The 24,981-nt window shown below is 33.7% G+C and carries 24 protein-coding genes; 10 read left to right on the forward strand and 14 right to left on the reverse strand.

Features of this window, described 5'->3' with window-relative positions:
* The first annotated feature begins 77 nt into the window (after positions 1-77).
* Positions 78-2,474 carry a glycoside hydrolase family 95 protein gene (locus tag P0R33_RS13840; protein ID WP_276171775.1) on the forward strand — a complete coding sequence of 799 codons (2,397 nt, stop codon included), beginning with the start codon at positions 78-80 and terminating at the stop codon, positions 2,472-2,474.
* Between the two features lie 172 nt (positions 2,475-2,646).
* Here P0R33_RS13840 and P0R33_RS13845 read toward each other — a convergent pair whose 3' ends face one another.
* The 4 genes from P0R33_RS13845 to P0R33_RS13860 form a co-directional block, all read right to left on the reverse strand.
* Positions 2,647-3,321: a hypothetical protein gene (locus P0R33_RS13845; RefSeq protein WP_276171776.1), complete on the reverse strand. Its 675-nt coding sequence runs from the start codon at positions 3,319-3,321 to the stop codon at positions 2,647-2,649.
* A gap of 17 nt (positions 3,322-3,338) precedes the next feature.
* Positions 3,339-4,322, reverse strand: a complete 984-nt coding sequence (locus P0R33_RS13850) for an alpha/beta hydrolase (RefSeq protein WP_276171777.1) — start codon at positions 4,320-4,322, stop codon at positions 3,339-3,341.
* A gap of 224 nt (positions 4,323-4,546) precedes the next feature.
* Positions 4,547-5,641, reverse strand: coding sequence for a helix-turn-helix domain-containing protein (locus P0R33_RS13855; protein WP_276171778.1), 1,095 nt, complete (start codon positions 5,639-5,641; stop codon positions 4,547-4,549).
* Positions 5,642-6,025: 384 nt separating this feature from the next.
* Complete coding sequence (locus P0R33_RS13860; protein WP_276171779.1) at positions 6,026-6,574, reverse strand: CvpA family protein; 549 nt, start codon at positions 6,572-6,574, stop codon at positions 6,026-6,028.
* Positions 6,575-6,817: 243 nt separating this feature from the next.
* On the opposite strand from P0R33_RS13860, the gene P0R33_RS13865 reads away from it, so the two are divergent.
* The 3 genes from P0R33_RS13865 (at position 6,818) to P0R33_RS13875 (ending at position 8,827) form a co-directional block, all read left to right on the forward strand.
* A complete protein-coding gene (locus P0R33_RS13865; RefSeq protein ID WP_276171780.1) occupies positions 6,818-7,174 on the forward strand; it encodes a hypothetical protein in 357 nt (118 codons plus the stop codon).
* Positions 7,175-7,308: 134 nt separating this feature from the next.
* Positions 7,309-8,328 carry a phenylalanine--tRNA ligase subunit alpha gene (gene pheS, locus P0R33_RS13870; protein WP_184159214.1) on the forward strand — a complete coding sequence of 340 codons (1,020 nt, stop codon included), beginning with the start codon at positions 7,309-7,311 and terminating at the stop codon, positions 8,326-8,328.
* 91 nt (positions 8,329-8,419) lie between these two features.
* Entirely contained in the window at positions 8,420-8,827 is a 408-nt protein-coding gene (locus P0R33_RS13875; protein WP_276171781.1) for a hypothetical protein, read from the forward strand.
* Between the two features lie 143 nt (positions 8,828-8,970).
* Here the strand turns inward: P0R33_RS13875 and P0R33_RS13880 are convergent, their stop codons facing one another.
* The 3 genes from P0R33_RS13880 to P0R33_RS13890 all read right to left on the reverse strand — a co-directional run bounded on the left by P0R33_RS13880 (position 8,971) and on the right by P0R33_RS13890 (position 12,365).
* Positions 8,971-9,966, reverse strand: a complete 996-nt coding sequence (locus P0R33_RS13880; protein ID WP_276171782.1) for an NAD(P)H-dependent glycerol-3-phosphate dehydrogenase — start codon at positions 9,964-9,966, stop codon at positions 8,971-8,973.
* A gap of 332 nt (positions 9,967-10,298) precedes the next feature.
* Positions 10,299-11,456, reverse strand: coding sequence for an iron-containing alcohol dehydrogenase (locus P0R33_RS13885; protein ID WP_276171783.1), 1,158 nt, complete (start codon positions 11,454-11,456; stop codon positions 10,299-10,301).
* Positions 11,457-11,603: 147 nt separating this feature from the next.
* Entirely contained in the window at positions 11,604-12,365 is a 762-nt protein-coding gene (locus P0R33_RS13890; protein ID WP_276171784.1) for a type 1 glutamine amidotransferase domain-containing protein, read from the reverse strand.
* Positions 12,366-12,450: 85 nt separating this feature from the next.
* Between P0R33_RS13890 and P0R33_RS13895 the strand changes: the two genes are divergently transcribed.
* From P0R33_RS13895 to P0R33_RS13915, 5 genes are all read left to right on the forward strand, one after another.
* Positions 12,451-13,356: a LysR family transcriptional regulator gene (locus tag P0R33_RS13895; RefSeq protein ID WP_276171785.1), complete on the forward strand. Its 906-nt coding sequence runs from the start codon at positions 12,451-12,453 to the stop codon at positions 13,354-13,356.
* Between the two features lie 83 nt (positions 13,357-13,439).
* Positions 13,440-13,811, forward strand: a complete 372-nt coding sequence (locus P0R33_RS13900) for a PKD domain-containing protein (protein WP_276171786.1) — start codon at positions 13,440-13,442, stop codon at positions 13,809-13,811.
* Between the two features lie 111 nt (positions 13,812-13,922).
* A complete protein-coding gene (locus tag P0R33_RS13905; protein WP_276171787.1) occupies positions 13,923-14,615 on the forward strand; it encodes an NUDIX domain-containing protein in 693 nt (230 codons plus the stop codon).
* 75 nt (positions 14,616-14,690) lie between these two features.
* Positions 14,691-15,524 carry a ribose-phosphate diphosphokinase gene (gene prs / locus P0R33_RS13910; protein ID WP_276171788.1) on the forward strand — a complete coding sequence of 278 codons (834 nt, stop codon included), beginning with the start codon at positions 14,691-14,693 and terminating at the stop codon, positions 15,522-15,524.
* 6 nt (positions 15,525-15,530) lie between these two features.
* On the forward strand, positions 15,531-17,000 hold the full coding sequence (locus P0R33_RS13915) for a nicotinate phosphoribosyltransferase (RefSeq protein ID WP_276171789.1): 1,470 nt from the start codon (positions 15,531-15,533) through the stop codon (positions 16,998-17,000).
* Positions 17,001-17,186: 186 nt separating this feature from the next.
* Here P0R33_RS13915 and nadD read toward each other — a convergent pair whose 3' ends face one another.
* The 4 genes from nadD to P0R33_RS13935 form a co-directional block, all read right to left on the reverse strand.
* The gene (gene nadD, locus P0R33_RS13920; RefSeq protein WP_276171790.1) at positions 17,187-17,768 is read right to left on the reverse strand and encodes a nicotinate (nicotinamide) nucleotide adenylyltransferase; all 582 of its coding nucleotides are present in this window, start codon (positions 17,766-17,768) and stop codon (positions 17,187-17,189) included.
* A 112-nt stretch (positions 17,769-17,880) separates the two neighbouring features.
* Positions 17,881-18,453, reverse strand: a complete 573-nt coding sequence (gene gmk, locus P0R33_RS13925) for a guanylate kinase (RefSeq protein ID WP_276171791.1) — start codon at positions 18,451-18,453, stop codon at positions 17,881-17,883.
* Between the two features lie 132 nt (positions 18,454-18,585).
* Positions 18,586-19,446, reverse strand: a complete 861-nt coding sequence (locus tag P0R33_RS13930) for a YicC/YloC family endoribonuclease (RefSeq protein WP_276171792.1) — start codon at positions 19,444-19,446, stop codon at positions 18,586-18,588.
* 94 nt (positions 19,447-19,540) lie between these two features.
* Positions 19,541-19,888 carry an ArsC/Spx/MgsR family protein gene (locus P0R33_RS13935; protein WP_276171793.1) on the reverse strand — a complete coding sequence of 116 codons (348 nt, stop codon included), beginning with the start codon at positions 19,886-19,888 and terminating at the stop codon, positions 19,541-19,543.
* A 79-nt stretch (positions 19,889-19,967) separates the two neighbouring features.
* Between P0R33_RS13935 and P0R33_RS13940 the strand changes: the two genes are divergently transcribed.
* Positions 19,968-20,423 (forward strand): DinB family protein, encoded by a 456-nt coding sequence (locus P0R33_RS13940; protein WP_276171794.1) that lies wholly within the window; start codon positions 19,968-19,970, stop codon positions 20,421-20,423.
* 33 nt (positions 20,424-20,456) lie between these two features.
* Here the strand turns inward: P0R33_RS13940 and P0R33_RS13945 are convergent, their stop codons facing one another.
* From P0R33_RS13945 to P0R33_RS13955, 3 genes are all read right to left on the reverse strand, one after another.
* Positions 20,457-20,948: a septal ring lytic transglycosylase RlpA family protein gene (locus tag P0R33_RS13945; RefSeq protein WP_276171795.1), complete on the reverse strand. Its 492-nt coding sequence runs from the start codon at positions 20,946-20,948 to the stop codon at positions 20,457-20,459.
* Positions 20,949-21,040: 92 nt separating this feature from the next.
* Positions 21,041-21,463, reverse strand: a complete 423-nt coding sequence (locus P0R33_RS13950; RefSeq protein WP_095953867.1) for a hypothetical protein — start codon at positions 21,461-21,463, stop codon at positions 21,041-21,043.
* A gap of 106 nt (positions 21,464-21,569) precedes the next feature.
* A complete protein-coding gene (locus P0R33_RS13955) occupies positions 21,570-24,851 on the reverse strand; it encodes a TonB-dependent receptor (RefSeq protein WP_276171796.1) in 3,282 nt (1,093 codons plus the stop codon).
* Positions 24,852-24,981: the final 130 nt, after the last annotated feature.

Consider the following 24,981-nt stretch of genomic DNA (forward strand, 5'->3'; position numbering starts at 1 on the left):
ATAGATTTTTATTAGTTTTAGATATTCAATAAATACCTAACAGGTTTTAAAAACCTGTTAGGATAAGATAACACAATATGATAAAAAAAACATTTCTCATTTTACTTCTCACATCTTATTATACAAACATTTCGGCGCAATCCAAGAATGTTTTATGGTACAAACAACCCGCAGAATTCTTTGAAGAAAGCTTGGTTTTAGGAAACGGAAAAATGGGAGCAACTGTTTTTGGAGGAGCCAATTCAGACAAAATTTATTTGAATGACATTACGCTTTGGTCGGGCGAACCTGTAAATGCCAATATGAGTCCGGAAGCCTACAAAAACATTCCCGCAATTCGCGAAGCTTTACAGAACGAAAACTACAAACTGGCAGAAGAACTCAACAAAAAAGTTCAGGGAAAAAACTCCGAATCTTATGCGCCTTTAGGAACATTAGAAATCAATAATTCCGAAAAAGGAAAAGCGGTTAATTATCATAGAGAATTGGATCTTTCGAATGCCATTTCAAAAGTAAGTTACGAAATGGCGGGTATCAAATATACACGAGAATATTTCGTTTCGGCTCCAGATAAGGTTATGATTATCAAATTGACAGCCGATCAAAAAGGAGCTTTAAATTTTGATATAAATCTAAAAAGCCTTTTACAATCAAATGTTGAAGTGCGAAACAATATTTTGGTTTTAAAAGGTTCTGCACCAATTCATGAAAATGCAGGATATAATGTTGTGCCAAAATATCTAAATTTAAAAGATAGAGGAACACGATTTACAGGTTTAGTTCAAATTAAAAAAACGGACGGAAAAATTACCAGTTCGAGAGAAACGCTAACTTTAAAAGATGCGACCGAGGCGATTATTTTTGTTTCTGTTGCAACAAGTTTTAATGGTTTTGATAAGAATCCAGCATCAGAAGGTTTAGACGATGTTTCAATTGCTTTGCAAAATCTGAACAATGCATATGCAAAACCATTTGATAAACTTAAAGAATCTCATATTTCAGATTATCAAAAATTCTTCAATCGTGTCGATTTGGATTTAGGAAAAACAGTCGCTCCAGATTTACCAACCGACGAACGATTACTACGCTACGCTGACGGAAAAGAAGACAAAAACCTCGAAATTCTTTATTTCAATTTTGGACGTTATTTGTTAATCAGTTCGTCAAGAACTTTGGGCGTTCCTGCCAATTTGCAAGGATTGTGGAATCCGCATTTAAGTCCGCCTTGGAGCAGTAATTATACGATGAATATCAATCTGGAAGAAAATTACTGGCTTGCAGAAAACACGAATCTTTCAGAAATGCATTCATCACTTTTGAGCTTTATTAAAAATCTTTCGGTAACCGGAAAAGTTACAGCGAAGACTTTTTACGGAGTTGATAAAGGCTGGGCGGCAGCGCACAATTCGGATATTTGGGCAATGACCAATCCGGTTGGACAGTTTGGAAAAGAAGATCCAATGTGGGCATGTTGGCCGTTGGCAGGCGCTTGGCTGAGCACGCATATTTGGGAACATTATATTTTTAGCCAAGACAAAGATTATTTAAAAAAAGAAGGTTATCCGTTAATGAAAGGCGCGGCTGAATTTTGTTTAGGCTGGCTTGTTCCAGATAAAAATGGTAATTTAATTACATCGCCTTCGACTTCACCAGAAAATCAATATAAACTTTCAGATGGTTTTGTTGGCGCAACACTTTACGGCGGAACTGCTGATTTGGCTATGATCCGCGAATGTTTTGATAAAACTATAAAGGCATCAAAAGTGCTGAATACTGATGCTGATTTTAGAAAAAAAATAGAAACGGCGCTTTCAAAGTTATATCCATATCAAATTGGTAAAAAAGGAAATCTGCAGGAATGGTATTTTGATTGGGATGATAATGATCCAAAACACCGTCATCAATCACAGTTATTCGGACTTTTCCCTGGCGATCATATTACGCCATTAAAAACTCCAGATTTAGCAGAAGCTTCAAAGAAAACATTAGAAATAAAAGGAGATGAAACTACAGGCTGGTCAAAAGGCTGGAGAATCAATCTTTGGGCAAGACTTTGGGACGGAAATCGCGCTTATAAAATGTTCCGAGAATTACTTCGCTATGTTGATCCCGACGGAAAGAAAACAGAAAAACCAAGAAGAGGAGGAGGAACGTATCCGAATTTATTCGACGCGCATCCGCCATTTCAAATTGATGGTAATTTTGGAGGCGCAGCAGCTGTTGCTGAAATGTTAGCTCAGTCAAATGAAAATGAAATTCGATTACTTCCAGCTTTACCAGACGCTTGGTCAGAAGGTTCGGTAAAAGGAATCTGTGCAAGAGGTGGATTTGAAATTGAAATGACGTGGAATAATAAAAAACCTGAAAAAGTAATTGTTTCTTCTAAAAATGGAGGAAAAACAATGTTGATTTTCGGCGATAAAAAACAAGAAATTGTTTTGAAAAAAGGAGAAAGTATAGAAATCAAGTTTTAGAAAAGCTTCGGAGAAGCGAAATATTTATAGAAAAATAGACATTTACAATATAAAGCTCCAGCGGAGCGACATTATTTGATTGAGAAAATTATATGTCGCTCCGCTGGAGCTCTTTTACATTCGTGCGATTTAATTTCTATAAAGATATTGCTCCTCTGGAGCTTTCTTATTATCAATCCAATTTATAATTATATCCAAATTGCACATAAAACGGAATTAGTGGCGTACTTTTAAAATCTTCATTCATGGCTTTTCCAATTCTTAAAGTCAAATCACTTTTATTAAAAGAATAACCGCCTTGAATTCCGAAGTTGAAATTTCCTCCTGTTGTAGGTTCAAACCAACCATTTTTTACATCAGGATAAACTTCTCTGTAAATATCAGAATGTTTAAAATGGGTAACGATTGCTTTATCAAAACCAAATTCTCCTGCAACAAACCATTTTGATTTATAATACCCAATAACAATTCCAGCATCGACACCAAAATTCTGAAGTGTTACTAACGGATTTCCGTAACGCCTGTAAATTCCGTGAAGAGAAGCATTAAAACGGAAATTTTCAATTTGATATAGATTTAGCTGTCCTCCAATTTTGGTTTTAAAATCATCAAAAATAACTTCGCCTGATGCTAGAGAAATAGAACTTTCCAGAATAATTGGCATTTTGGTTTTTAAATGATAACCATAACTCAATCCGTAAACAAAACTATAATCCCAGCCGGCATTTACATTTAAAATATGTTTTTGATTTTCTTGAAGACTTTCCCAGTTAATGGTTTGTGCTTGTGAAATGTGAGAAGTAAGAAGCGAAATGAGAAATGCGATTAGTGCTATTATTGCTTTCATGACCGAATTATTTTAGATTATTTTAAATAATTCAACACCAAAGGCTCGACATTTTCCCATTTGAAATAAATCATTTCGTGTCCCGTTCCTTTTACTTCTGCAATTTCAGAAAGGGGAAAATAAGAAGCTTCTTTTTGCGCAAAACTCAATCCGTAAGATTTATTCAATTCTCCGTATAAAAACAAAACTTTGATTTTATATTGATCGAGATTTGTGGTGAAATCAAAACCATCATTTTCAGAAATATCTATAAAACTTTCTAAAACCGTTGTGCCAATTCTCCAAAAAGGAGAAGGTCCAGGAATGCCTTCATCATTTCCTTTCGCATAAGTAAAACTCGAAGAGATTCCGTATTTATAATCTAAAATGGCGTGCTGATTTTCTTTTCCCGTCAAAAACTGATCGACGTATAATAAGTTACTCGTGACTTCAGAAAAGATGTTGATTTTTCGGCTCATTTCGCCATATTCATCAAGCAATTTTTTATTCAGTCCGCCGGGTTCTGCGAGAATTACTCCGTTTATAGAATTCGGATATTGATTGACGTAAGCAGATGCCAGCATGGCGCCCCAAGAATGCCCGAATAGAAATACTTTTTGATTGGAGGAAGTTTTGTAGTATTTAATGACTTCGCTTAAATCATCTAAAACTAACTGAATTGAATAACTTTTTTTGTCATGTCTTTTTGATAATCCCGAACCGCGTTGATCGTAAAAAATGACATAATAACCTTCTTTTGCTAATTGTTGCACGTTTAATCCGTTTCGATAATCGGAGCCTGGACCGCCATGCAAAAAGATTAACATTGGATCGGTAGGATTTCCAAAAGTTTCAGAATGTAATTGTGTTCCGTTTACAAAAATCGAAGGAATTGTTGGATCTTCATCCACCGTTTTTGGAACTAAATATCCAGATTCATTAATGTCATTTTCGTTTTCGCATCCCATAAAAAAGAAAATGGAAACAGCGATTACGGCTGAGTAAAGTGTTTTGGTTTTCATTGCAAGAATTGATTAAAATTTCTGCAAAGATGTGTTCCAGTATTATGCTGGTCGCCCCAACTTGTAAGGTGGTTCTTTTTTTAAGAGGCTAAGTTACTAAGACTCTAAGTGGCTAAGCTTTTTTTATTTGGAAATTTGCTCGCAAAGACGCGAAGTCGCAAAGTTTTTTTAAAATAAGACTTTGCGACTCTGCGTCTTTGCGAGATTAAAAAAAATCCACGACTTTATTTTAAAAATTCAGAAGGAGAAAGTCCTGTCGCTTTTTTGAAATTTCGGTTGAAAGCGGTTTTCGAATTAAATCCGCATTCAAATGCAATGGAAAGCAAAGTGAATTTTTGATTTTCGGGTAATGAAATCAGGTTTTTAAATTCTTCTACGCGTTGTAAATTGATGTAATCGTAAAAGTTTTTTCCTTCCGCTGAATTAATAACTTGAGACAAAACATTCGGATGAATATTTAGTTTTTGAGATAATTCTGCCAAAGTCAAATCAGGATTTTTATAGAGTTTTTCAGTTTCCATAATTTCAGTTAATTTTTGATGAATGGATTGAAGTTCCTCTGAACTTAAACTGGATTTTTCATATTTGACTTTTTCTGATGAGTTTTCGATATTTTGATTGGAAGGAATATTTAAAACTACATTCTCAGCAATTGTTTGATTGGTAAAAATACCAACCTGTTTGATGCCGAAATAGCCGATAAACATCAGATAAAAAACAACGACTGAAAAAATGTATTCGTCTTCATAAAAAATGACAACGATCCAAATAATGCTCGAACCCAAAATTAAATACTGAAGCCAGCGTAAATTAATTTTTTCGGTAGAAGAAAAAGCTTCTGAAATGTTTTTTTGGTGTTTTGAAAGCTTTGTCAGCGAAAGCAAAGCATACACAATTCCAGAAACTAAAATAGCGCTGTACAATATTAGAATTAGGTTTTCGTATCCTTTTCCTTCATTCTGGAAGACTTTTAATTTTTCTTCAAAAGAAAGCGAGAAAAATGGAATTAAAGATAAAACCGCAATTGCAAAAGGTAAAAAATGTAAAAACGAATATTTTTTATTCTGATTTTGATTGGTTAAAGCTGAAGTGTACAAATACAAAAACGGACCTTGTACTAAAGGCATTGGAAGTTCTAAACCTAATAAAAGAGGAAATGAGGCAAAATCGTTTTTATAATGCAGATAATACAAAAACAAATGAAATCCGGTGCAAAACAACCAAAATGCCAAAATTGTATCGGCTTCACTTTTGTTTTTTTTGCTTGCGAGAATAACAACCAAGAAAAAGGTGATTATAATGCCCGTTAAATACAACATATTGGTTTTGATTTTTGGTTAAATCGGTTTGTTGAAAATACGAGGCAAGATAATTTATTTCCTGCAAATATTTGAAAATGAAATGTTTTCTAAAGATTATTAAAAAATGAGTTTCGGAGAGCGATGTATTTATAGAATAATACAGACATTTACAATATAAAGCTCCATCGGAGCGAAATATATGTCGCTCCGCTGGAGCTTTTTTACATTCGTATAATTTAATTTCTATAAATGTATTGCTTCTCCGAAGCTTTTTAATAACAAACCCGACAGGTTTTTAAAACCTGTCGGGTTTAATTATTTGAAAACGAATGTCAGGCTGAGCGAAGTCGAAGCCTCTCGTTTATAAAAAGACTTCGACTTCCCTCAGCCTGACAAAATGAATTATTCTTTGTTTGTAGTTTCTTCTTTTTCTTGTGGCTTTTGAGAATGTTCTTTTTTAAAAGTCTCATACCATTTTTCAATCGACGGGTATACAAATGCAGCAACTTTCTTTACTGGATTATAAAAAATGTAACTATCTAAAGTTTCCTTTTTAGCGAAAGTATTATTGAAATTGATTTTCTCAAACAAAGCGATAAAAATACTCAGAATAAGAATGGTTTTTAAAACTCTGAAAAATCCGCCTCCAAGTTTATTCATCCAGCCTAACATAGCAAAATCTGCAATTCCTGTCAATATTTTAGCTAAAAAATAAACACCAATTACAACTAAAATAAAAGTCAATATAAAAGCCGTAATCTGAATATTAGTTGGGTTCCAAGAAACATGTTTAGAAATCATCCCTGTCATTAATGAAGAAAATTTAATAGCAAGATAAATTCCTAATAACAACGAAACAAAAGAAGCGACTTCTACAAAAAGTCCATTTTTAATGCCTTTGTATAAACTAAAAGCCAAAAGCGCGGCAACAATAATATCAAAAAAACTCATGTTTAGTTTGGTGTTTTATGAGGCGCAAATATATATCTTTTTTTAGGTTCAAAGGCTCATAGTGGCAAAGGTTCTGAGGTTTTATAGCAGATGTAATTTTATGTGTTTAAATTTTTTAGGGACATTGAATCTGAACTCTGTATCTTTGCAAATCAAAATTTAGAGTTCAGATTGCGATTCTGCCCCTTCAGAATTGTATTTTCGGCAATCTAAAATCTAAAAACAACAATCTAAAATCATATAATGTCTAGAGATACACAATTAAAAGAGCGATGGGAAAAGCTCGTTGATATACTTTCCAATCAATTTTCGCAAGGCGAAGATCTAGATTTGGATGCCATAATTTACCTAATCGGAGTGCAGGAACTTGGAAAAGTACACCGCGAATTCAAAAAGGATGAAAAGTTAAACCTAATGCATATTGCAATCTGCCGATTATTAGAGCCTTACGGGTTTTACGAATTCGACTTTTTTGACGCAGAAGGTTGGCCACATTACAAAGTAAAAGAACAATTACCAGCTTTAAAAGCGGGCGAACAATCGGTTTTAATGAAAGAAGCGATTGTAAATTATTTTTTAGAAAGAAAACTGATAGAATAGCAATTTTAGATTTTAGAGTGCAGATTTTAGATTATGGATCGAAGATAATCGTATTCTTTTAAAATACTTCTGACTTCTCACTCCTAACATCTCACTTTTTTATTTAAATTTGTATTCTCAAGAACTGAATGAAAATGATAGATAAGATTAAAGATTATATTGGGGAAGCCCAATCTTTTTCAACTGAAAACAAAGAAGAACTAGAAGCATTCCGTATAAAATTCTTAGGAAAAAAAGGTGTTTTAAATGATTTTTTCGCAGAATTTAAAAACGTTCCAAACGATCAGAAAAAAGAATTTGGACAAGTTATAAATGCATTGAAAAATGCAGCTGAAGAAAAAGTTAAGTCGATTGTTGAAACTTTAGAAAGCAAAGAAGAGTCAAAAGGAATTTTTGGAGACTTAACTCGTGCGGCAGAACCTGTAATTATTGGTTCTCGTCATCCAATTTCTATCGTTAAAAATCAGATTATAGATATTTTTGCCAATATCGGATTCAACGTTTCTGAAGGACCAGAAATCGAAGACGATTGGCATAATTTTACAGCATTGAATTTGCCAGAATATCATCCGGCAAGAGACATGCAGGATACGTTTTTCATTCAGACCAATCCTGATGTTTTGTTGCGTACGCATACATCATCAGTTCAGGTGCGTTATATGGAAAATCATAAACCGCCAATTCGTACGATTTCTCCAGGACGTGTTTTTCGTAATGAAGCGATTTCATCTCGTTCGCACTGTATTTTCCATCAAGTGGAAGGATTGTACATTGATAAAGATGTTTCTTTCGCCGATTTGAAGCAGACTTTGCTTTATTTCACAAAAGAAATGTTCGGAAAATCTAAGATTCGTCTCCGCCCGTCTTATTTCCCATTTACAGAACCAAGTGCTGAAATTGATATTTATTGGGGTTTAAAAACTGAAACCGATTATCGTATCACTAAAGGAACAGGCTGGTTAGAAATTGGAGGTTGCGGAATGGTAGATCCAAATGTTCTTAAAAACTGTGACATCAATCCAGATGAATACAACGGATTTGCTTTCGGAATGGGAGTAGAGCGTATTGCAATGCTTTTATACCAAATTGGCGATATCCGTATGTTTTATGAAAATGATGTTCGTTTCTTAGAGCAGTTTAAAGCAAATATTTAATTTAAGTCATAAAGTTGTAAAGTCGAAAGTCAAAAGTCTCAGAGTGATGGTTTTTGACTTTCGACTTTCGACTTTAAAACTTTTGACTCATATGAAAAAAGATATAGTAATTCCAGAAGTCGAAAATGTATTTCTAGCCGCAGTGCAGGAATGGAGCGACGATTTTATGGAAAAAGTGTGGTACGCTTATTTAGTAAACGATAGTGATTTTAATTTAGACAGCGTAATGGTAGTTTCTAAAGCTTTTGGAACTATTGATGGTGAAATGAAAAAGACTTCAATTCTGCGTCATGCATTTGTTGAGGTTCCTTCGGTTTCTGTTGTAAAAATAGAATTGGTCGAGAAAAGCCTTTTAGTACTTAACAACGAATTCATGGTAACGTTTTTCATCGGAAATACTTTGTACGATAAGAAGTTCATTTTTAAAGCCAATTCGCTTGACGAAAATAAAATGGAAGAAGTGCCGATTTTGTTTGTGGATGGGGTTATGGTGAAGTAGGGAAAAGAGGCAAGAAGAAAGAGAAAAGACTAGACTAGACTTAAATAGAATAAAGAAGAAAGAGCCAAGGCTGAAATTCAGTTTGGCTCTTTTTTTTATTTTTAAGATAAGTCTTAGTTCTTGATTCTTTTCACTAAAAAAAATCAATCCAAAGATTCAGTCAATTTTCTGAAAACAGATTTTGCATCTTTTCCTTCATATAAAACGGCATAAACTGCGTCGATAATTGGCGTTTTAGCTCCGTAACCTTGATTTAATTTATAAGCACTTTTGGTAGCATAATAACCTTCTGCAACCATACTCATTTCCATCATGGCACTTTTTACGGTATAACCTTTTCCGATCATATTTCCGAACATTCTATTTCTAGAGAAAACAGAATATCCTGTCACTAATAAATCGCCCAAATAAGCCGAATCATTAATGTTACGCTTCATTTTATGTACTTTTCTAATGAATTTCTTCATTTCGCGAATCGCATTACTCATCAAAACGGATTGAAAGTTATCGCCATAACCTAAACCATGAGCAATTCCGGCAGCGATAGAGTAAATATTCTTTAGCATTGCCGCATATTCAGTTCCGATAATATCGTCTGAAATTTTTGCTTTAATGTAATTTCCAGAAAGTGTTTTAGCAACCGTTTTTGCTTTGTCGGGATCTCCACAGGCAATTGTTAGATAAGAAAGTCTTTCTAATGCCACTTCCTCAGCGTGACACGGACCTGTAATTACTCCGATATTGTAATATGGAATATCATATTGAATATGAAAATGTTCACCAACAATTAAACTAGTTTCAGGAACAATTCCTTTAATAGCAGAAAAAATAATTTTATCTGCTAAAGAAACCGTCATATTCTTTAATTCGGCATCTAAGAAAGCAGACGGAATTGCAAAAATGATATAATCTGCATATTCTATCGCTTCGTTTATATTATTGGTTAATTTGAGTTTTTTGGTGTCAAATTCAACAGAACTTAAATAGTTCGGATTGTGTTTGTACTTCTGTATATGCTCGATTGCCGAATCATTACGCATATACCATGCAATTTCTGAAAGATTAACGCATAACATTTTCGCAATTGCCGTTGCCCAGCTTCCACCACCAATCACTGCAAATTTTAATTTTTCGCTCATTATTTTAATAATTTAAAACAAAAGTACTTAATAATGTGCTAATAAAGCAAAACCTCATTTAAGAAATTTGAAAAAAGCCTTTAATAACAATGACTTTCAAGATATTTTACTTTTTAAATATTTTTTTTCAATACCATGCAATAAATTTATGCAGCATACGTTGTAATACTTTATAAATTAGAATTTTAATGAATTTAGAAGGAATTGAGTTAGTTAGTTTTGTTTTAGTATTTTAAAAAGGCGTTCCTAAATTTATTAAGAACGCCTTTTTTTATGAAATTCCAATATACTGAGATTGGAATTTGGAATTTTAAAAATTTGGAATTTATCCTTTAATAACTAAGTTCAACAATAGATTTCACTTTATCTAAAGTTACTAATTGCTTTTCTCCTAAACCTTTCCAACCTCTTTCTTCAAAACGATTTACAATAAAATCTGCTGTGTTAGAATAGTCGTTTGTATATTGTGAAAGTTTCGTGTCCATTCCCATTGTATGGAAAAATGCTACGGTTTTGTTGATTGCTTCTTTTGCAACTTCTTCATCAGAACCTGTTAAGTTGAAAATTCGTCTTCCGTATTGTGCTAATTTTCCTTTTTTACTTTCAAACATTACCGTGTACAAACTCGGACCGATAATCGCCAAAGTTCTAGCGTGATCAATTTCGTAAAGAGCCGTCAATTCATGCCCAATCATGTGAGTTGCCCAATCGCTTGGAACACCTTTCTGAATTAATCCGTTTAACGCCATTGTACAGCTCCACATAAAATTAGATGCCAAAGTATAATCTGTCGGATTTTGTACAACGCCTGGACCAACTTCAATTAAAGTCTGCAATATTCCCTCTGCAATTCTGTCTTGTAGAAAAGCATCTGTTGGATATGTTAAATATTGTTCCATAACGTGAGTAAATGCATCTACAACACCATTTTCAAGTTGTCTTTTCGGTAAAGAAGCAATTACAGTTGGATCGCAAATGGAGAATTGCGGAAACAAAGCGCTTCCGCCAGAAGATAATTTTTCTTGAGTCGCTTCAATTGTTACCACATATCCAGAATTCATTTCGCTTCCTGTTGCTGGAAGTGTCAAAATAGTTCCAAACGGCAATGCATTTTCTTTAATTAAAATTCTTTTTTGTAGAATGTCAATCGGATTTCCTTCAAAATTAACGGCTCCAGAAATAAATTTCACACCGTCAATTACTGATCCGCCACCGACTGCCAGAATAAAATCAATTTTTTCTGTTTTGATAACTTCAACAGCTTTCATCAAAGTTTCGAATCTCGGATTTGGTTCAATTCCGCCAAATTCTACAATTTCAAAACCTTTAAGATTTTGGATTACTTGATCGTAAATTCCGTTTTTAAAAATACTTCCACCACCATAAGCCAATAATATTTTAGCATTTTTTGGAACTAAAGTCGAAAGTTTTTCAATTTGTCCTTTTCCGAAGATTAAATTTGTCGGATTATATAATTCAAAGTTTAGCATTTTTTTTTAGAGTTTCTAAGATGCTAAGAAACTGAGTTAGTAAGTTTTTTAGCATCGGGTGATTTTATTATTTTAATTTTTTGATAAAATCTAAATTACCAAAAGAAAAACTTAGTTTCTTAGCAACTTAGAATCTTAGCATCTTTTTTAATTCAATTTGTGAAGCAATTTTCCAGCCACTAATTTCGATGAAGCTGGATTTTGTCCTGTAATTAAAAGTCCGTCTTCAACAGCGTGCGGTTGCCAGTTTGGACCTTTAGAAAAAATTCCTCCGTTTGATGCTAAAGCATCTTCCAATAAAAACGGAACTACTTTTGTCAAACCTACAGCTTCTTCTTCTTCGTTAGTAAAACCAGTTATTTTTTTACCTTTTACTAGATATTGTCCATCAACTTTTACGTTTTTCAGAACGGCAGGAGCGTGACAAACAAAAGCAACTGGTTTTTTGTGCGTGTAGAAAGATTCAATTAAAGCAATCGAACTTCTGTCTTCAACCAAATCCCAAAGCGGACCGTGACCTCCTGGATAAAATACTGCGTCGTAATCTTTTTGATCAACTGTATAAAGCTTTAAAGTATTTTTTAATTTTTCTTGCAAAACTTTGTCAGTATCAAAACGTTTGGTGTCTTCGGTTGCCGAAGCCGGATCGGCACTTTTTGGATCAATTGGCGGTTGTCCTCCAAGCGGAGAAGCAATTGTTATTTCAACGCCTTGATCCAGTAATTCATAATATGGTGCAGCAAATTCTTCTGACCAAAATCCTGTTTTTTCTCCTGTATTGCCCAGTTTATCATTACTGGTAACAACAAATAAGACTTTTTTCATACTTTTTTTATTAGACTTTTGAGCCTCAGCAGAAATGCTTACGGCTGTAAATGCAATTATTGCGAGTAATGCTATTTTCTTCATAAGATTAAATTTTCAACAAATTTACGTCTTATGTGATATCAGTAAAAATAAAATAAACTATGTTTGTTATAAATATATTTATATCATGGTAAATCTAGAATGGTACAGAACTTTTAAGGCAGTTTACAAAAACGGTAATTTTTCAGTGGCTGCGAAGGAATTATTTATGAGTCAGCCAGCGGTTAGTCAGCAGATTTCAATGCTTGAGGCGCACGTCGGAAATAAATTATTTAACCGGAAATCGAAAGGAGTTGAGCCAACCGAATATGCTAAGTTACTGAATAATTTGATAATAGACGCGTTGGAAAGGCTTGAAAATGTAGAAACTAGCTTTCGAACCAAAGCTGAAGATGCCAATCGATTAATTTCGGTGGGTATTTCAAAACATCTTTTTGATTGTGTTGGCGATCTCCTTATTTCGAAATTTGATTTAATCGATTTCACTTTCGCAGAAAATGAAGAACTTTTTTCATTAGTAGACGCTAAAAAACTCGATTTTGCCATTACGACAAAAAGGTTCGATACTTTTGATACTACTTACGAAATTGTTGGAAAAATCAAATTGATATTGGTCGCGCCAACAACTTTGGATATAACAGAATTTCGCCAAAGGCTAAAAGCTGATAATTATACAGAAATAGAGCAATGGCTTAACGGGCAAAAATGGTATAGTCATGACGCTCGTATTCCGCACATAAAAGTATTTTGGCTTCACGCTTTTAATAAAAAAAGACCTTCTATGGTTCCCAATTATATTATTCCTTCAGAATCTGAAATGTTGCGACTTTTGGCTAAAAATGAAGGAGTTGCGGCAACATGGAATTGTAACGCCAGAAAATTAATTAAAGAAAATAAATTGCAATTGGTTTGGAATAGTTTTCACGTTCCAGAGGAATTTGTGTATTTATTAACGGCAAAGAATACCAATTCAAATTCTTTTTTCGAAACCATTGCTAAAGAGTTAAAACTGTTTTTCGGTAATAGATTGTAATAACTTATTGTAATTCAGTAGTTTGTTTTTTTTTTATTGAAAAAAGAATAACTTTGATAAGTAAATTCCTAAACAAACAAATTATGAAAAAGATCGCGACAGTTTTGATGATTACCATCGTGTTTTTTATGAGCAATTCTTGCAGTAAAAGCGATGATGAAGCAATAGTAGATTGTTTTGGTGATTCAATATTAACCGAACTAAAGCACACTGCTGACGGAACAAATTCAAAAATAATTAATTACTCCATTCAATATAGCGGAGAGAATACCGTAACCTCTGTAAAATGGACTTTTGGCGACGGAACTCCAGCTCAAACAATAAATAGTGCGACCGGTGCGGTTTCTCATACTTACAGTGCCGCAGGAACTTTTGAAGTTAAAGCAGATGTAACGCTTAAAAAAGGAGGCGGAAGCTGTACTGTTAGTCCAAAGAAAAGTGTAACAGTGAACTAAAACACTACAAGTAAAAAATAATAATGAGGATCAACTTTGTAATTTATTGCGTATGCATAGATTACAAAGTTGATCCTCATTCGTTATATTTGTTCGATATGATTTTTAAATATGGAAAAATTGCAAAATATTAGAATTGCTGTCGATGCAATTGTTTTTGGATATAAAAGCGGCGGTTTGTATGCGTTATTGATTGAACAGCAATTCGGTTCTTCTGATAAATATTGGGCTTTACCAGGAGGTTTGGTGAAAGATGACGAATCTTTAAACGATGCCGTTATTCGCGAATTGCATGAAGAAACAAGCGTACAGCTTACTTTTATGGAACAATTGTACACTTTTGGCGATGACATTCATAGAGATTCCAGAAACCGCGTTATTTCGGTTGCTTATTACGCTTTAGTTGATGCTTCTAATCTAGAAATTAAAGCTAATACAGATGCTGAAAGAGTGCAATGGTTTAAAATTAACGAAATTCCGTCTTTGGCTTTCGATCATAATTTGATTCTAAAAAAAGGAATAGAAAGACTAAAAGCAAAATTAACTTACGAACCAATTGGTTTTGATTTACTTCCAGAAGATTTCTTGTTTTCAGATCTTGAAAACCTTTATTGTACTATTTTAGAAAAAGAAATCGACCGCCGTAACTTCCGCAAAAAAATACTAAGCTTTGATATTTTAGAACAAACCGAGAAAATTTCTCCTGTAAAAACTGGGCGTCCAGCTAAAATTTTTAGATTTAATAAGTCAAAATACAAAGAGTTAGTTGAAAAAGGTTTTCACTTCGAAATAAAGTTTGCGTAAATTTTACACAAAATAAAATTGTTTATTCAAAATTAAATTCTACATTTGCGTATAATTAACGCAAACTAAAAAATTATGATACTAAATCTTGACACAAAATTCGCTCCTTTTCAAAATCAGGAAGAAATCAAATTTCAAAGTTTTACATTTTCTGGTGGAGAGCCACATATTAAAATCAATCCAGATTTTGATCCAAACAGAAAAATCACGATCACACATCGATTAAATTCATTCAACGATTTAGGTTTATTGTGTGTTACAGTTGATGCTTTACGAAGAATGGACGTTAAAATTATCGATCTTTTTATTCCGTATTTTCCAGCGGCAAGACAAGATCGCGTTATGATTCCAGGCGAACCACTTTCTGTAAAAGTATATGCTGATATTATTAATGCCTTGCAATTGAGCAAAGTTTATGTTTTTGATGCACACTCAGAAGTTACTCCAGCTTTATTGAACAATAGTACCGTTATTCCAAATTATACTTTTATCAAAGAAGTTTTAAATAGAATTGGTGAAAACGTAAAATTGATTTCTCCAGATGGAGGAGCTCTTAAAAAAATCTACAAAGTTTCTGAATTTTTAGGCGGAGTAGAAGTGGTAGAATGCAGTAAAAGTCGTGATGTGAAAACAGGAAAATTATCTGGTTTTAAAGTTTATGAAGACGATTTAAACGGAATGGATTGTTTAATTGTAGATGATATTTGTGACGGAGGAGGAACTTTTGTTGGTTTGGCTGAGGAATTGAAAAAGAAAAACGCCGGAAAATTGTACTTAGCCGTAAGTCACGGAATTTTCAATAAAGGTTTTGAGGTTTTAAACTGCTTTGACGGAATTTTCACAACGGATTCTGTAAAAGATTTTGAGGATCAAGATGTTATTCAAATAAAATTAGAAAAATTAATATAAAAATATATGAACCCACTACTATTAACCGACGGTTACAAAGTTGACCACAGAAGACAATACCCAGACGGAACAACAATTGTTTATTCTAACTGGACGCCAAGAAAATCTAGAATCGAAGAACTAGACGAAGTTGTGTTTTTCGGATTGCAATATTTCATTAAAAAATATATCATTCATGATTTTGAAGAATATTTCTTCAAAAAACCAAAAGAAGAAGTCGTTAACAAATACGCGAAAAGAATCAATAACTATCTAGGTGAAAATTTAGTCGGAACAAAACACATCGAAGATTTACATGATTTAGGTTATATTCCGATGGTTTTCAAAGCGTTGCCAGAAGGAGCAAGTGTTCCGTTACGTGTGCCGATGTTTACGATGTACAACACCATTCCTGAATTTTTCTGGTTGACAAATTATTTCGAGACTTTACTTTCTGCTGTGGTTTGGCTTCCGTGTAATTCTGCGACTTTGGCAAAACAATACAGAAAAGTACTAGATAAATATGCAGCAGAAACGTCTTCTGTACCAGAATTCGTAGATTGGCAAGCGCACGATTTCTCAATGCGAGGAATGGGCGGAATTGAAGCAGCTTTGACTTCTGCAGCGGGACATTTATTAAGTTTTACAGGATCTGATACTATTCCGGCTATCGATTTCTTAGAAGAATATTACAATGCCAATTCAGATTTGGAACTTGTAGCGGGTTCAGTAGCGGCGACAGAACATTCTGTAATGTGTATGGGAACCACAGAAGGCGAATACGAAACGTTCAAAAGATTGATTACGCAAGTTTATCCAAAAGGAATTGTTTCTATCGTTTCTGATACTTGGGATCTGTGGAAAGTACTAACCGATTATCTTCCAAGATTAAAAGAAGAAATTGTTTCTAGAGAAGGAAAAGTGGTAATTCGTCCTGATAGCGGTGATCCAGTTGATATCATCTGCGGAAATCCGAACGGAAAAACAGAACAAGAAAAGAAAGGTGTTATTGAATTGCTTTGGGATGTTTTTGGAGGTTCTACAAATACAAAAGGGTTTAAAGAATTAGTGCCTCAAATTGGTGCCATTTATGGAGATAGTATTACCGTGGCACGTGCAACTCAAATCTGCGAACGATTAAAAGCTAAAGGATTTGCTTCTACGAATGTCGTATTAGGAATTGGATCTTTTACTTATCAATACAATACCAGAGATACTTTCGGATTTGCGATGAAAGCAACTTACGGAGAAGTAAACGGAGAGGGAAGAGCTATCTTCAAAGATCCAATCACTGACGACGGAACTAAAAAATCTGCCAAGGGATTAATGAAAATTGATTTGATTGACGGAAAGTATCATTTGACTGACAATGTTTCTTGGGAAGAAGAAAAACAAGGTGAATTGAAAGAGGTTTTTAGAGATGGAAAACTTTTAGTAGATCAATCACTTAGTGAGATTAGAACAAGAGTAAAAAGTGAAGTAAGTATCGAAGCATAATTATAAAAGAAAAGCCTGAATTTTAAATTCAGGCTTTTTTTATGATTGTTTTTTCCATTCAGTTTGTCATTCTGAGGAACGAGGAATCTTCGTAAGTAACTCCGCAACAAATGTCCAATCTTTGTAGAGTTTCTAACGAAGATTTCTCCTTCGTCGAAATGACAATATTGGGTATAATTTGTTTGTTTACTTCTTATAAAAATTATTATGATCAATATATTCCCAAACTTTCGGTGGCAATAAAGGCTGAATATTTTTTCCTTCTTTAATGCTCTTTCGAATAAAAGTCGAAGAAATTTCTACGATCGGGGCATCAATAACATGAATTTTTGGATGCGATTTTAGCTGAACATTTTCAGGTTCATCAGAAATACGCGGATAGACATAAATATCATGGTTTTCTAAAATCACCTCATAATTTTTCCATTTATGAAGCGTTTTCAGGTTGTCCTCGCCCATGATTAATGAAAATTCATGAGTAGGATATTTTTCTTGTAAATGTGCCAATGTAATTACTGTATAACTCGGCTGAGGCAGTTTAAATTCAATATCAGAAGGTTTAATTTTTGGATAATCTTCTGTAGCCAGAAAAACCATTTGCAAACGCTGCTGATCGTCTAATAAAGTCGCTTTCTTTTTTAATGGATTATGAGGCGTAACAACCATCCAAATTTGATCTAAATCTGCAAATTCTGCCATATGATTGGCAATGATTAAATGACCAACATGAATAGGATTATATGTTCCGAAATAAAGACCTACTTTCATTTTTTTTAGTTTCACAGAGATTCGCTAAGATAGCACAAAGATTCGCAAAGATTAAAAAAAGCTTTTGCGAATCTTTGTGTATTTTTCTTTGTGATTCTCTGCGGAATAGAATTTATTTATTTACGAAATCCTTAACCAATTGATGTGCTTCTTCAAGAGCAACTTCCAAATCATAATTTTTAATAATCACATCAAATTGTGGAGCAGTAGCTAATTCAACAGAAGCTTTAGCAATACGCATATTGATTTTATCTTCGCTTTCGGTAGAACGTTCTTTTAATCTACGTTTAAGTTCGTCTACGCTTGGAGGTTTTACAAAAACGGCTAAAGTTTGTTCAGGAAATTTATGTTTAATACGAAGTCCACCCGCAACATCAATGTCAAAAATGACGTTTTTTCCTAAAGCCCAGATTCTCTCAATTTCCGATTTTAAAGTTCCGTAGAAATTATCACGGTAAACTTCTTCCCATTCAAGAAAATCTTCCGCTTTAATGTGTTTTTTGAATTCTTCCAGCGAAATAAAATAATAATCTTTTCCGTGAACTTCTTCTCCACGCGGATCACGTGAAGCCGCTGAGATTGAAAATTCTAAATTTAAATCTTCTTGACCTAACAAATGTTTTACGATAGTTGTTTTTCCTGAGCCAGAAGGTGCCGAAAAAACAATTAATTTTCCTTTGTTCATTAATTTATGCTTTAGGCTTCAAGCAATATGCTTTAAGCTTTTATTTATGCTTTAAGCTTTAGGCAATAAGCCTTAGGCTCTATTTTGATGTAGTTATTTTGCTTACAGCTTATTGCGTAAAGCCTATAGCTTTTACAAAACATTCAATACTTGTTCCTTAATCTTCTCCAATTCATCTTTCATCATCACAACCAATTTCTGCATTTGAGCATGGTTAGATTTTGAACCCATTGTATTGATTTCACGGCCCATTTCTTGAGTGATAAAACCAAGCTTTCTACCATTAGCTTCAGAACCGTTTAAAGTTTCTAAAAAGTAATCTAAATGGTTTCCTAAACGTACTTTTTCTTCCGTGATATCTAATTTTTCTAAATAATAGATTAATTCCTGTTCAAAACGGTTTTCGTCTACATTTACTTGTAATTCTGAGATTGCCGTTTGCAAACGATCTTTAATAGCTTGAACACGTTCTGGATCAAGCGCTAAAGTATCATTCATAAATTGGCGAATATTTCCGATTCTTAGATTGAATTCTTTTTCTAAAGATTCACCTTCGTCTCTACGGAAATTTAAGATATTTTGAAGTGCTTCGTCAATGATAACCTGAATTTGATCCCAATCATCTTCGTCAATTTCTTCACGTTCTGTTTTTAATGTATCTGGCATACGAACCGCCATTTTCATTAATTCAGTTTCATCAGCATCAGGATTAACTTCTTTTAACTGCGCGATATAGTATTTTACAACAGGCACATTTACTTTAGTTGTAGTTTGTTCTGCGGTATTTTCGACGTAAATCGCAAAATCAATTTTTCCTCTCTCTAATTTAGTCGAGATCTGGGTGCGTAATCCTAATTCCATTTCGCGGTAAAGCGATGGCATTCTTACATTTAGATCTAAACCTTTGCTGTTTAAGGACTTTACTTCAACAGTAATTTTTTTTGTAGGCAATTGCAAAGAAGCTTTGCCAAACCCTGTCATAGATTGTATCATAGAATTGAGTATAAAGGCGCAAAGATAATTAAAAGTTTGCTGCTTTGCGTTGTAAATTGTAAATCAGTTTCGTACAAATATTTCAATACGATTCTTATGATAACGCTTTTATAACTTCTGCGACATTTTTTTGGCTGTTGCCGATGTAAATCTTACCGTCAATAATAAAAACTGGACGGCTTAAGAAAGTGTAATGTTCTAAAATGTATTTTCTAAAATCAGCTTCGGTCAAAGATTTGTTTTTTAAATCCATTGATTTGTATAGCTGTGCTTTTTTGCTGAATAAAGCTTCGTAACTTCCTGAAAGTTTGTACATTTCTTCAAGCTGATCTTCAGTAATTGGATCTTGTCTGATGTCTTGAAAAACTAAATTGTTTTCTGGTAAGCTTTTGATAATTTTTCTGCACGTATCGCAAGAAGCTAGATAATATATTTTGTCCATGATTTTTGAATTGTATTAGACTACAAAGAAAAATCATTTGGAACTTAAAAATGATTAATTTTAGAAAAAAAATAATAATATGAGCTCGGTTTTTGAAACGCAAAAAACAATCAGAGAAATTCTCTTAAAAATCTTAGATGGACATTCTTTAGAACAATTAAACGAAATTCCGCAAGGTTTTAATAATAATATTATCTGGAATGTAGGGCATTGTGTCGCAGCACAGCAGACATTGATTTACAAATTATCGGGACTTCCAACAATGGTTTCAGAAGAATTTATTTTGAAATACAGAAAAGGAACAAAACCAGAAGGAGATGTTTCGCAAGAAGAAGTGAATGAAATTAAAACTTTGCTTTTAAACACATTTGAAAAAACAAAAAATGATTTTGAAAGCGGTCTTTTTGTAGATTATAATGAATATACCACGAGTATGGGATTTACATTAAGCAACGTTCAAGACGCATTAGATTTTAATAATTACCACGAAGGAATTCATACTGGAATCGTGATGACGTTAAGAAAATTGGTTTAAAATAAAAATCCCGCTTTTTAAAGCGGGATTTTTTTATTCTACTATAGTTTCGATTGTAACTTTCATTGCTCCAGCACCTTTATTTTTGGTGATATCCATAAAAGCTCTTTTGGATAAATCGATCTCGCGGGTTTTTACAAATGGGCCGCGGTCGGTAATTTTTACAATAACAAACTTTCCGTTTGCTTCATTGGTTACTTTTACTCTAGTTCCAAAAGGAAGTTTTTTGTGAGCTGCGGTATAACTGTTGTTGTTAAATCTGCTTCCGTTAGCGGTTCTTTTTCCATTAAAACGATCTGCGTAGTAGGAGGCATGAGCGTTTTTTTTGTATGGTCTAAGTTTTAATCCTTTGTCAGTAAATACCGAATCTATAGGTAATGCAATAATATTTGGTCTTGCATTTTTTACAGTGTCTTGAGTGATTTTTGGGTCTGTTGCAGGTTTTGTTTGACTTATAACATAGGTGAAACCACTAATTAAAGTGAAAGCGATTGTGGCGAATAAAATAATTTTTTTATTTCTCATGGGTTATTTTTTTTCAGACTTGGGGGGAGTTTGTACAAATAATATGCCGAGATAAAAAAAGCCCTGTTGAAAGGGCTCTTAATTGGTTTTTTCTAGAACCAAAGGTTCCATGGAATTCTACTTAAAATAAGTAATAATCCTAATCCGTAAAATATAGCAAAGGTTTTAAATTTAGCTTCGCTGTTGATTAATTTTTTATGTTTAGACCATCCAATTGTAATTAGGACGATTGCAATAAGATTAATAAGAGGGTGCTCTAATGATGTTAATCTAAGTTCTGCATTTGACATTTGACCAAAAGCAGCTTTTCCTAGTGGAGAAACAAAATATAGTATTAAACCAATTAATAACTGAGTATGAGTTCCAATTAAAGCAAATAAAGCAATTTTTCGATCTTTAGCTGTAAACTCTTTTTTTGATGTTACTCCGATGATTGCGTTAACAACCGCAACGAGCAAAAGCAGTAGTGCTAAATACGCCCATCCAGAGTGAAATTTTTGTAGAAAATTATACATAAACGGTGTTTTTTGTTTGAAACAAATATAACAAAAAAGGCTATAAAAAAACGGCATTAAACTTTAAAAAGTCAATGCCGTTTTTGTTATTTAGGATGTTTCTTTATTAGTTGAAAGAGTATCTAGCTCCAACTTGCATTTGCCATCTTGCTGATTGTAAACCTACGTCATCAATTTGGTTAATACTGTTAGCAACATTCGGGTTGAAGTTGAATGTTGGAGTAGTTCCGTTTGCTAAGAAACCAACTTGTTGAAGTAATAATGCTTGGTCGTTTGAAGCAAAGTATCTTCTTCCCCAGTTTTTGTTTAGCATGTTTGTAAAGTTGAAAACATCAGCTGTAAACTCTAATTTATGGCTTTTGTTACCTACATTAATTTTAAATTCTTGAGCTAATTTTAAGTCAATAACATGGCTCCAATCTAAACGATCACCGTTACGTTCTGCATATTTACCTCTTCTACTGTTTAAGTATTTGTTTCCTGAGATAAATTTGTCAAGAGCTTCCCATTGTTGATCTGGAGTTAAAGTGTTACCAGTTACAGTTACTAAGTTAATTTCACTTCTGTTAGCTGGGATATAAGCTAAAGCAGAGTTTTGGAATGTATCACCTAAGATTCTACCGTTGTCATTGTATACATAGCTAAATGGAGTTCCTTGAGCACCTTCGTAGTATAAACCAAGAGTAGTTTTCATGTTTTTGTTCCATTTGAATTTGATAGAAGAGTTAGCCATAACTCTAGAACCTTGTTCAAAATCTGATCTAGTTACACCAGGAATTACGTTAGAACCGTTAACTGTTTCCATGTAAGCCCATTGTGAACTGTTTTGAGAACTTGTAGCATCCATCCAAACATTAGATTCTCCGTAAGAGTAAGTTGCAGAAATGTTTGCATCAATAAAGTCAGATGTGAAGTATTTAGTCAAAGTTAAATTCGTGTTCCAAGCGCTACCAGCTTTCTTGTTAGAAGCTAAGTAGATACCTTGGTATTTGCTGTCTACAAGTACACCATTGTATCTTGGTCTAACATCAGCACCTGTAGTGTAAGATTGAGGACCAGCTACGTTTAAGTTTTGGTATTGAATTGCATTAAGGTTATCATTATAGATTGCCTCAGCAGTTAATACTAATCCACCTGGTAATTTACGGTCAAAAGCAAGACTTGCTTTTAATACTTGTGGTAATTTGAAATCTTTAGCAAATAAATCGATGTTTCCACCTGTCTGTCCGCTTCCTGGAAGTGGTCCTAAAGCAACACCATTACTGTAAAGTTGGCTATCAACATTAGTATTTGGGTTGAAGAATGGAGCAGCAGCAGTAGTTCTGATGTCGATAGCATTTTGAGAAACACCATTGTTGTTGTAAGCTCCACCTGGCCATACTAAAGGTACTCTTGATGTAAATACACCAATACCTCCACGTACTTGAGTTTCTTTATCTCCATTTACATCATAGTTGAATCCAACTCTTGGAGAGAAATGAACAGTATTATCGATAGCTTGTCCAACTTTAGCTCCTTTTAAATCTTTTCCAGCAGCTTGTAATAATGGAATAGTTCTGTTGTTGAAATCAGCATTCACGTTTCCGTCTTCCCAAACTGGCATATCAGCACGTACACCTACAGAAACTCTAAAGTTGTCAGTAACTCTAATGTTATCTTGAACATATAAACCATATTGGTTCATGTTGAATTCTGCAGCTCCTTGAGAATCATCTCCTGAACCACCAAACAATGAGTATCCTAAACGGAATCTGATTGGTTTAGCATTGTTCATGAAGTCATTTAAGTTGTTGTATTGGTAGTAACCGAAGTTTCTTGAAATAAATACGTTTTTAGCGTAAGAAAATTCGTTGTGAGTACCAATAAGAATATTGTGTCTACCAGTATTGATCTCAAAGTTATCTGTAACTGTAAGAACTCTTTGGTTCAATAAGTTTGCAGTTGAGTTCGTTTCTGCTCCAAAGTAAATTGTACCAGAACCATCTCTAATTTCTACAGTAGGGAACGGGTTTCCAGAAGGATCTCTATCGTCATTTACTGAAGTATAACCAACTACTAAGTTGTTTGAGAATTTATTGCTAATTCTAGCATTCCATTCAAGTGAAGAAGAGTTTGTAACAGAAGTAAATTCTTGAGCTCCATTAGTAAAGTTAATTGCCGTTGCAGTTGAACGGTATGGAGAGAAGTTTACTGCTTTAACATAACTGTTTTTAACCGAAATCTTGTGATTGTCGTTAATGTTCCAGTCAACTTTTGCAATTAATTTGTCAGATACTAAACTACTTGTGTTGTTAGTAAAACCACCTGGGTTATAGTTGTAAGTAGTTCCTAAGTAGTTAGTTAATGCATCAATTCTTTGTTGAGCAAGTGCCCCACTGTAAGGAGTTGAACCATTTACACCAATGTTTCCAGTATAGTTGTTGATATCAAATGGAGCTGGTGTCTGGTTGTCTTGTCTTTCGTAATTGATGAAGTAAAATAATTTATCTTTTACAATTGCTCCTCCAGCTCTTACACCGTAAGTTTGAGCTGTAAAGTCAGCTAATTTTTTTCTTTCAGCAGTACTGCTTGATCTTTGTGGAGTTTTTCCAGCTAAAGATTGATCTCTGTATAAGAAATAAGCAGAACCATCAAAGTTATTTGTTCCAGAACGTGTAATAGCACTAATTGCTCCTCCAGCGAATCCTGATAATTTTACGTCGTAAGGAGAAACACTCACTTGAAATTGCTCAATCGCATCTAATGAAATTGGAGAAACTCCTGTTTGTCCACCGTTTGTTCCGTTTGCAGCTAATCCGAAAACGTCATTGTTTACAGCTCCATCAATGTAAATTGCGTTGAATCTGTTATTTTGTCCGCCGATTGAGATTACATCATCTCCACGTAATTGTGCTTGTGGTGTAAGTCTTGCAAAGTCAGCAATATTTCTTGATAAAGATGGCAATTCGTTGATCTTGTCGTGATCAATAATTGTTTGAGCTCCAGTCTTTTTAGAGTTAAAAGTTGGATCTTTTTTAGCAACAACTACAACTTCGCTAAGTTGGCTTGTTTCGTCTTTTAAAACAACTTTTAAATTTTTTGAATCACCAAGTTGTAAATAAACTCCTGATTCTGTGTAGGTTGTGAAACCAATGAAGGTTACTTCAATTTTGTAAGGACCACCAACACGCATGTTAGAGATTCTAAAGTGACCATCAAAATCCGTTGTGGTTGAGTAACGGCTACCTGAAGCCTCATGAACTGCAAGAATCGTTGCTCCTGGAAGGGACTTGTTTTGCGAATCATTTACAACTCCATTGATAGAAGAAGTTGTATTACCTTGCGCATAAATATCTCCTGCATAAATAAACGCTAAAAGCAGTAAGAGAAACTTTGACAATTTTTTCATCTGTTTTGTTATTTGTTTTTGGCAAAATTATAACAATTAACTCAGATAATGTTATCGAAATGTTAAGAAAAATAAGTTTTGTCTTTTGTGTTGCGCATTAAAATGAATTTTTCTTTTTTAGATAAAAAAA

Source organism: Flavobacterium sp. YJ01 (assembly GCF_029320955.1).
Taxonomy (GTDB): domain Bacteria; phylum Bacteroidota; class Bacteroidia; order Flavobacteriales; family Flavobacteriaceae; genus Flavobacterium.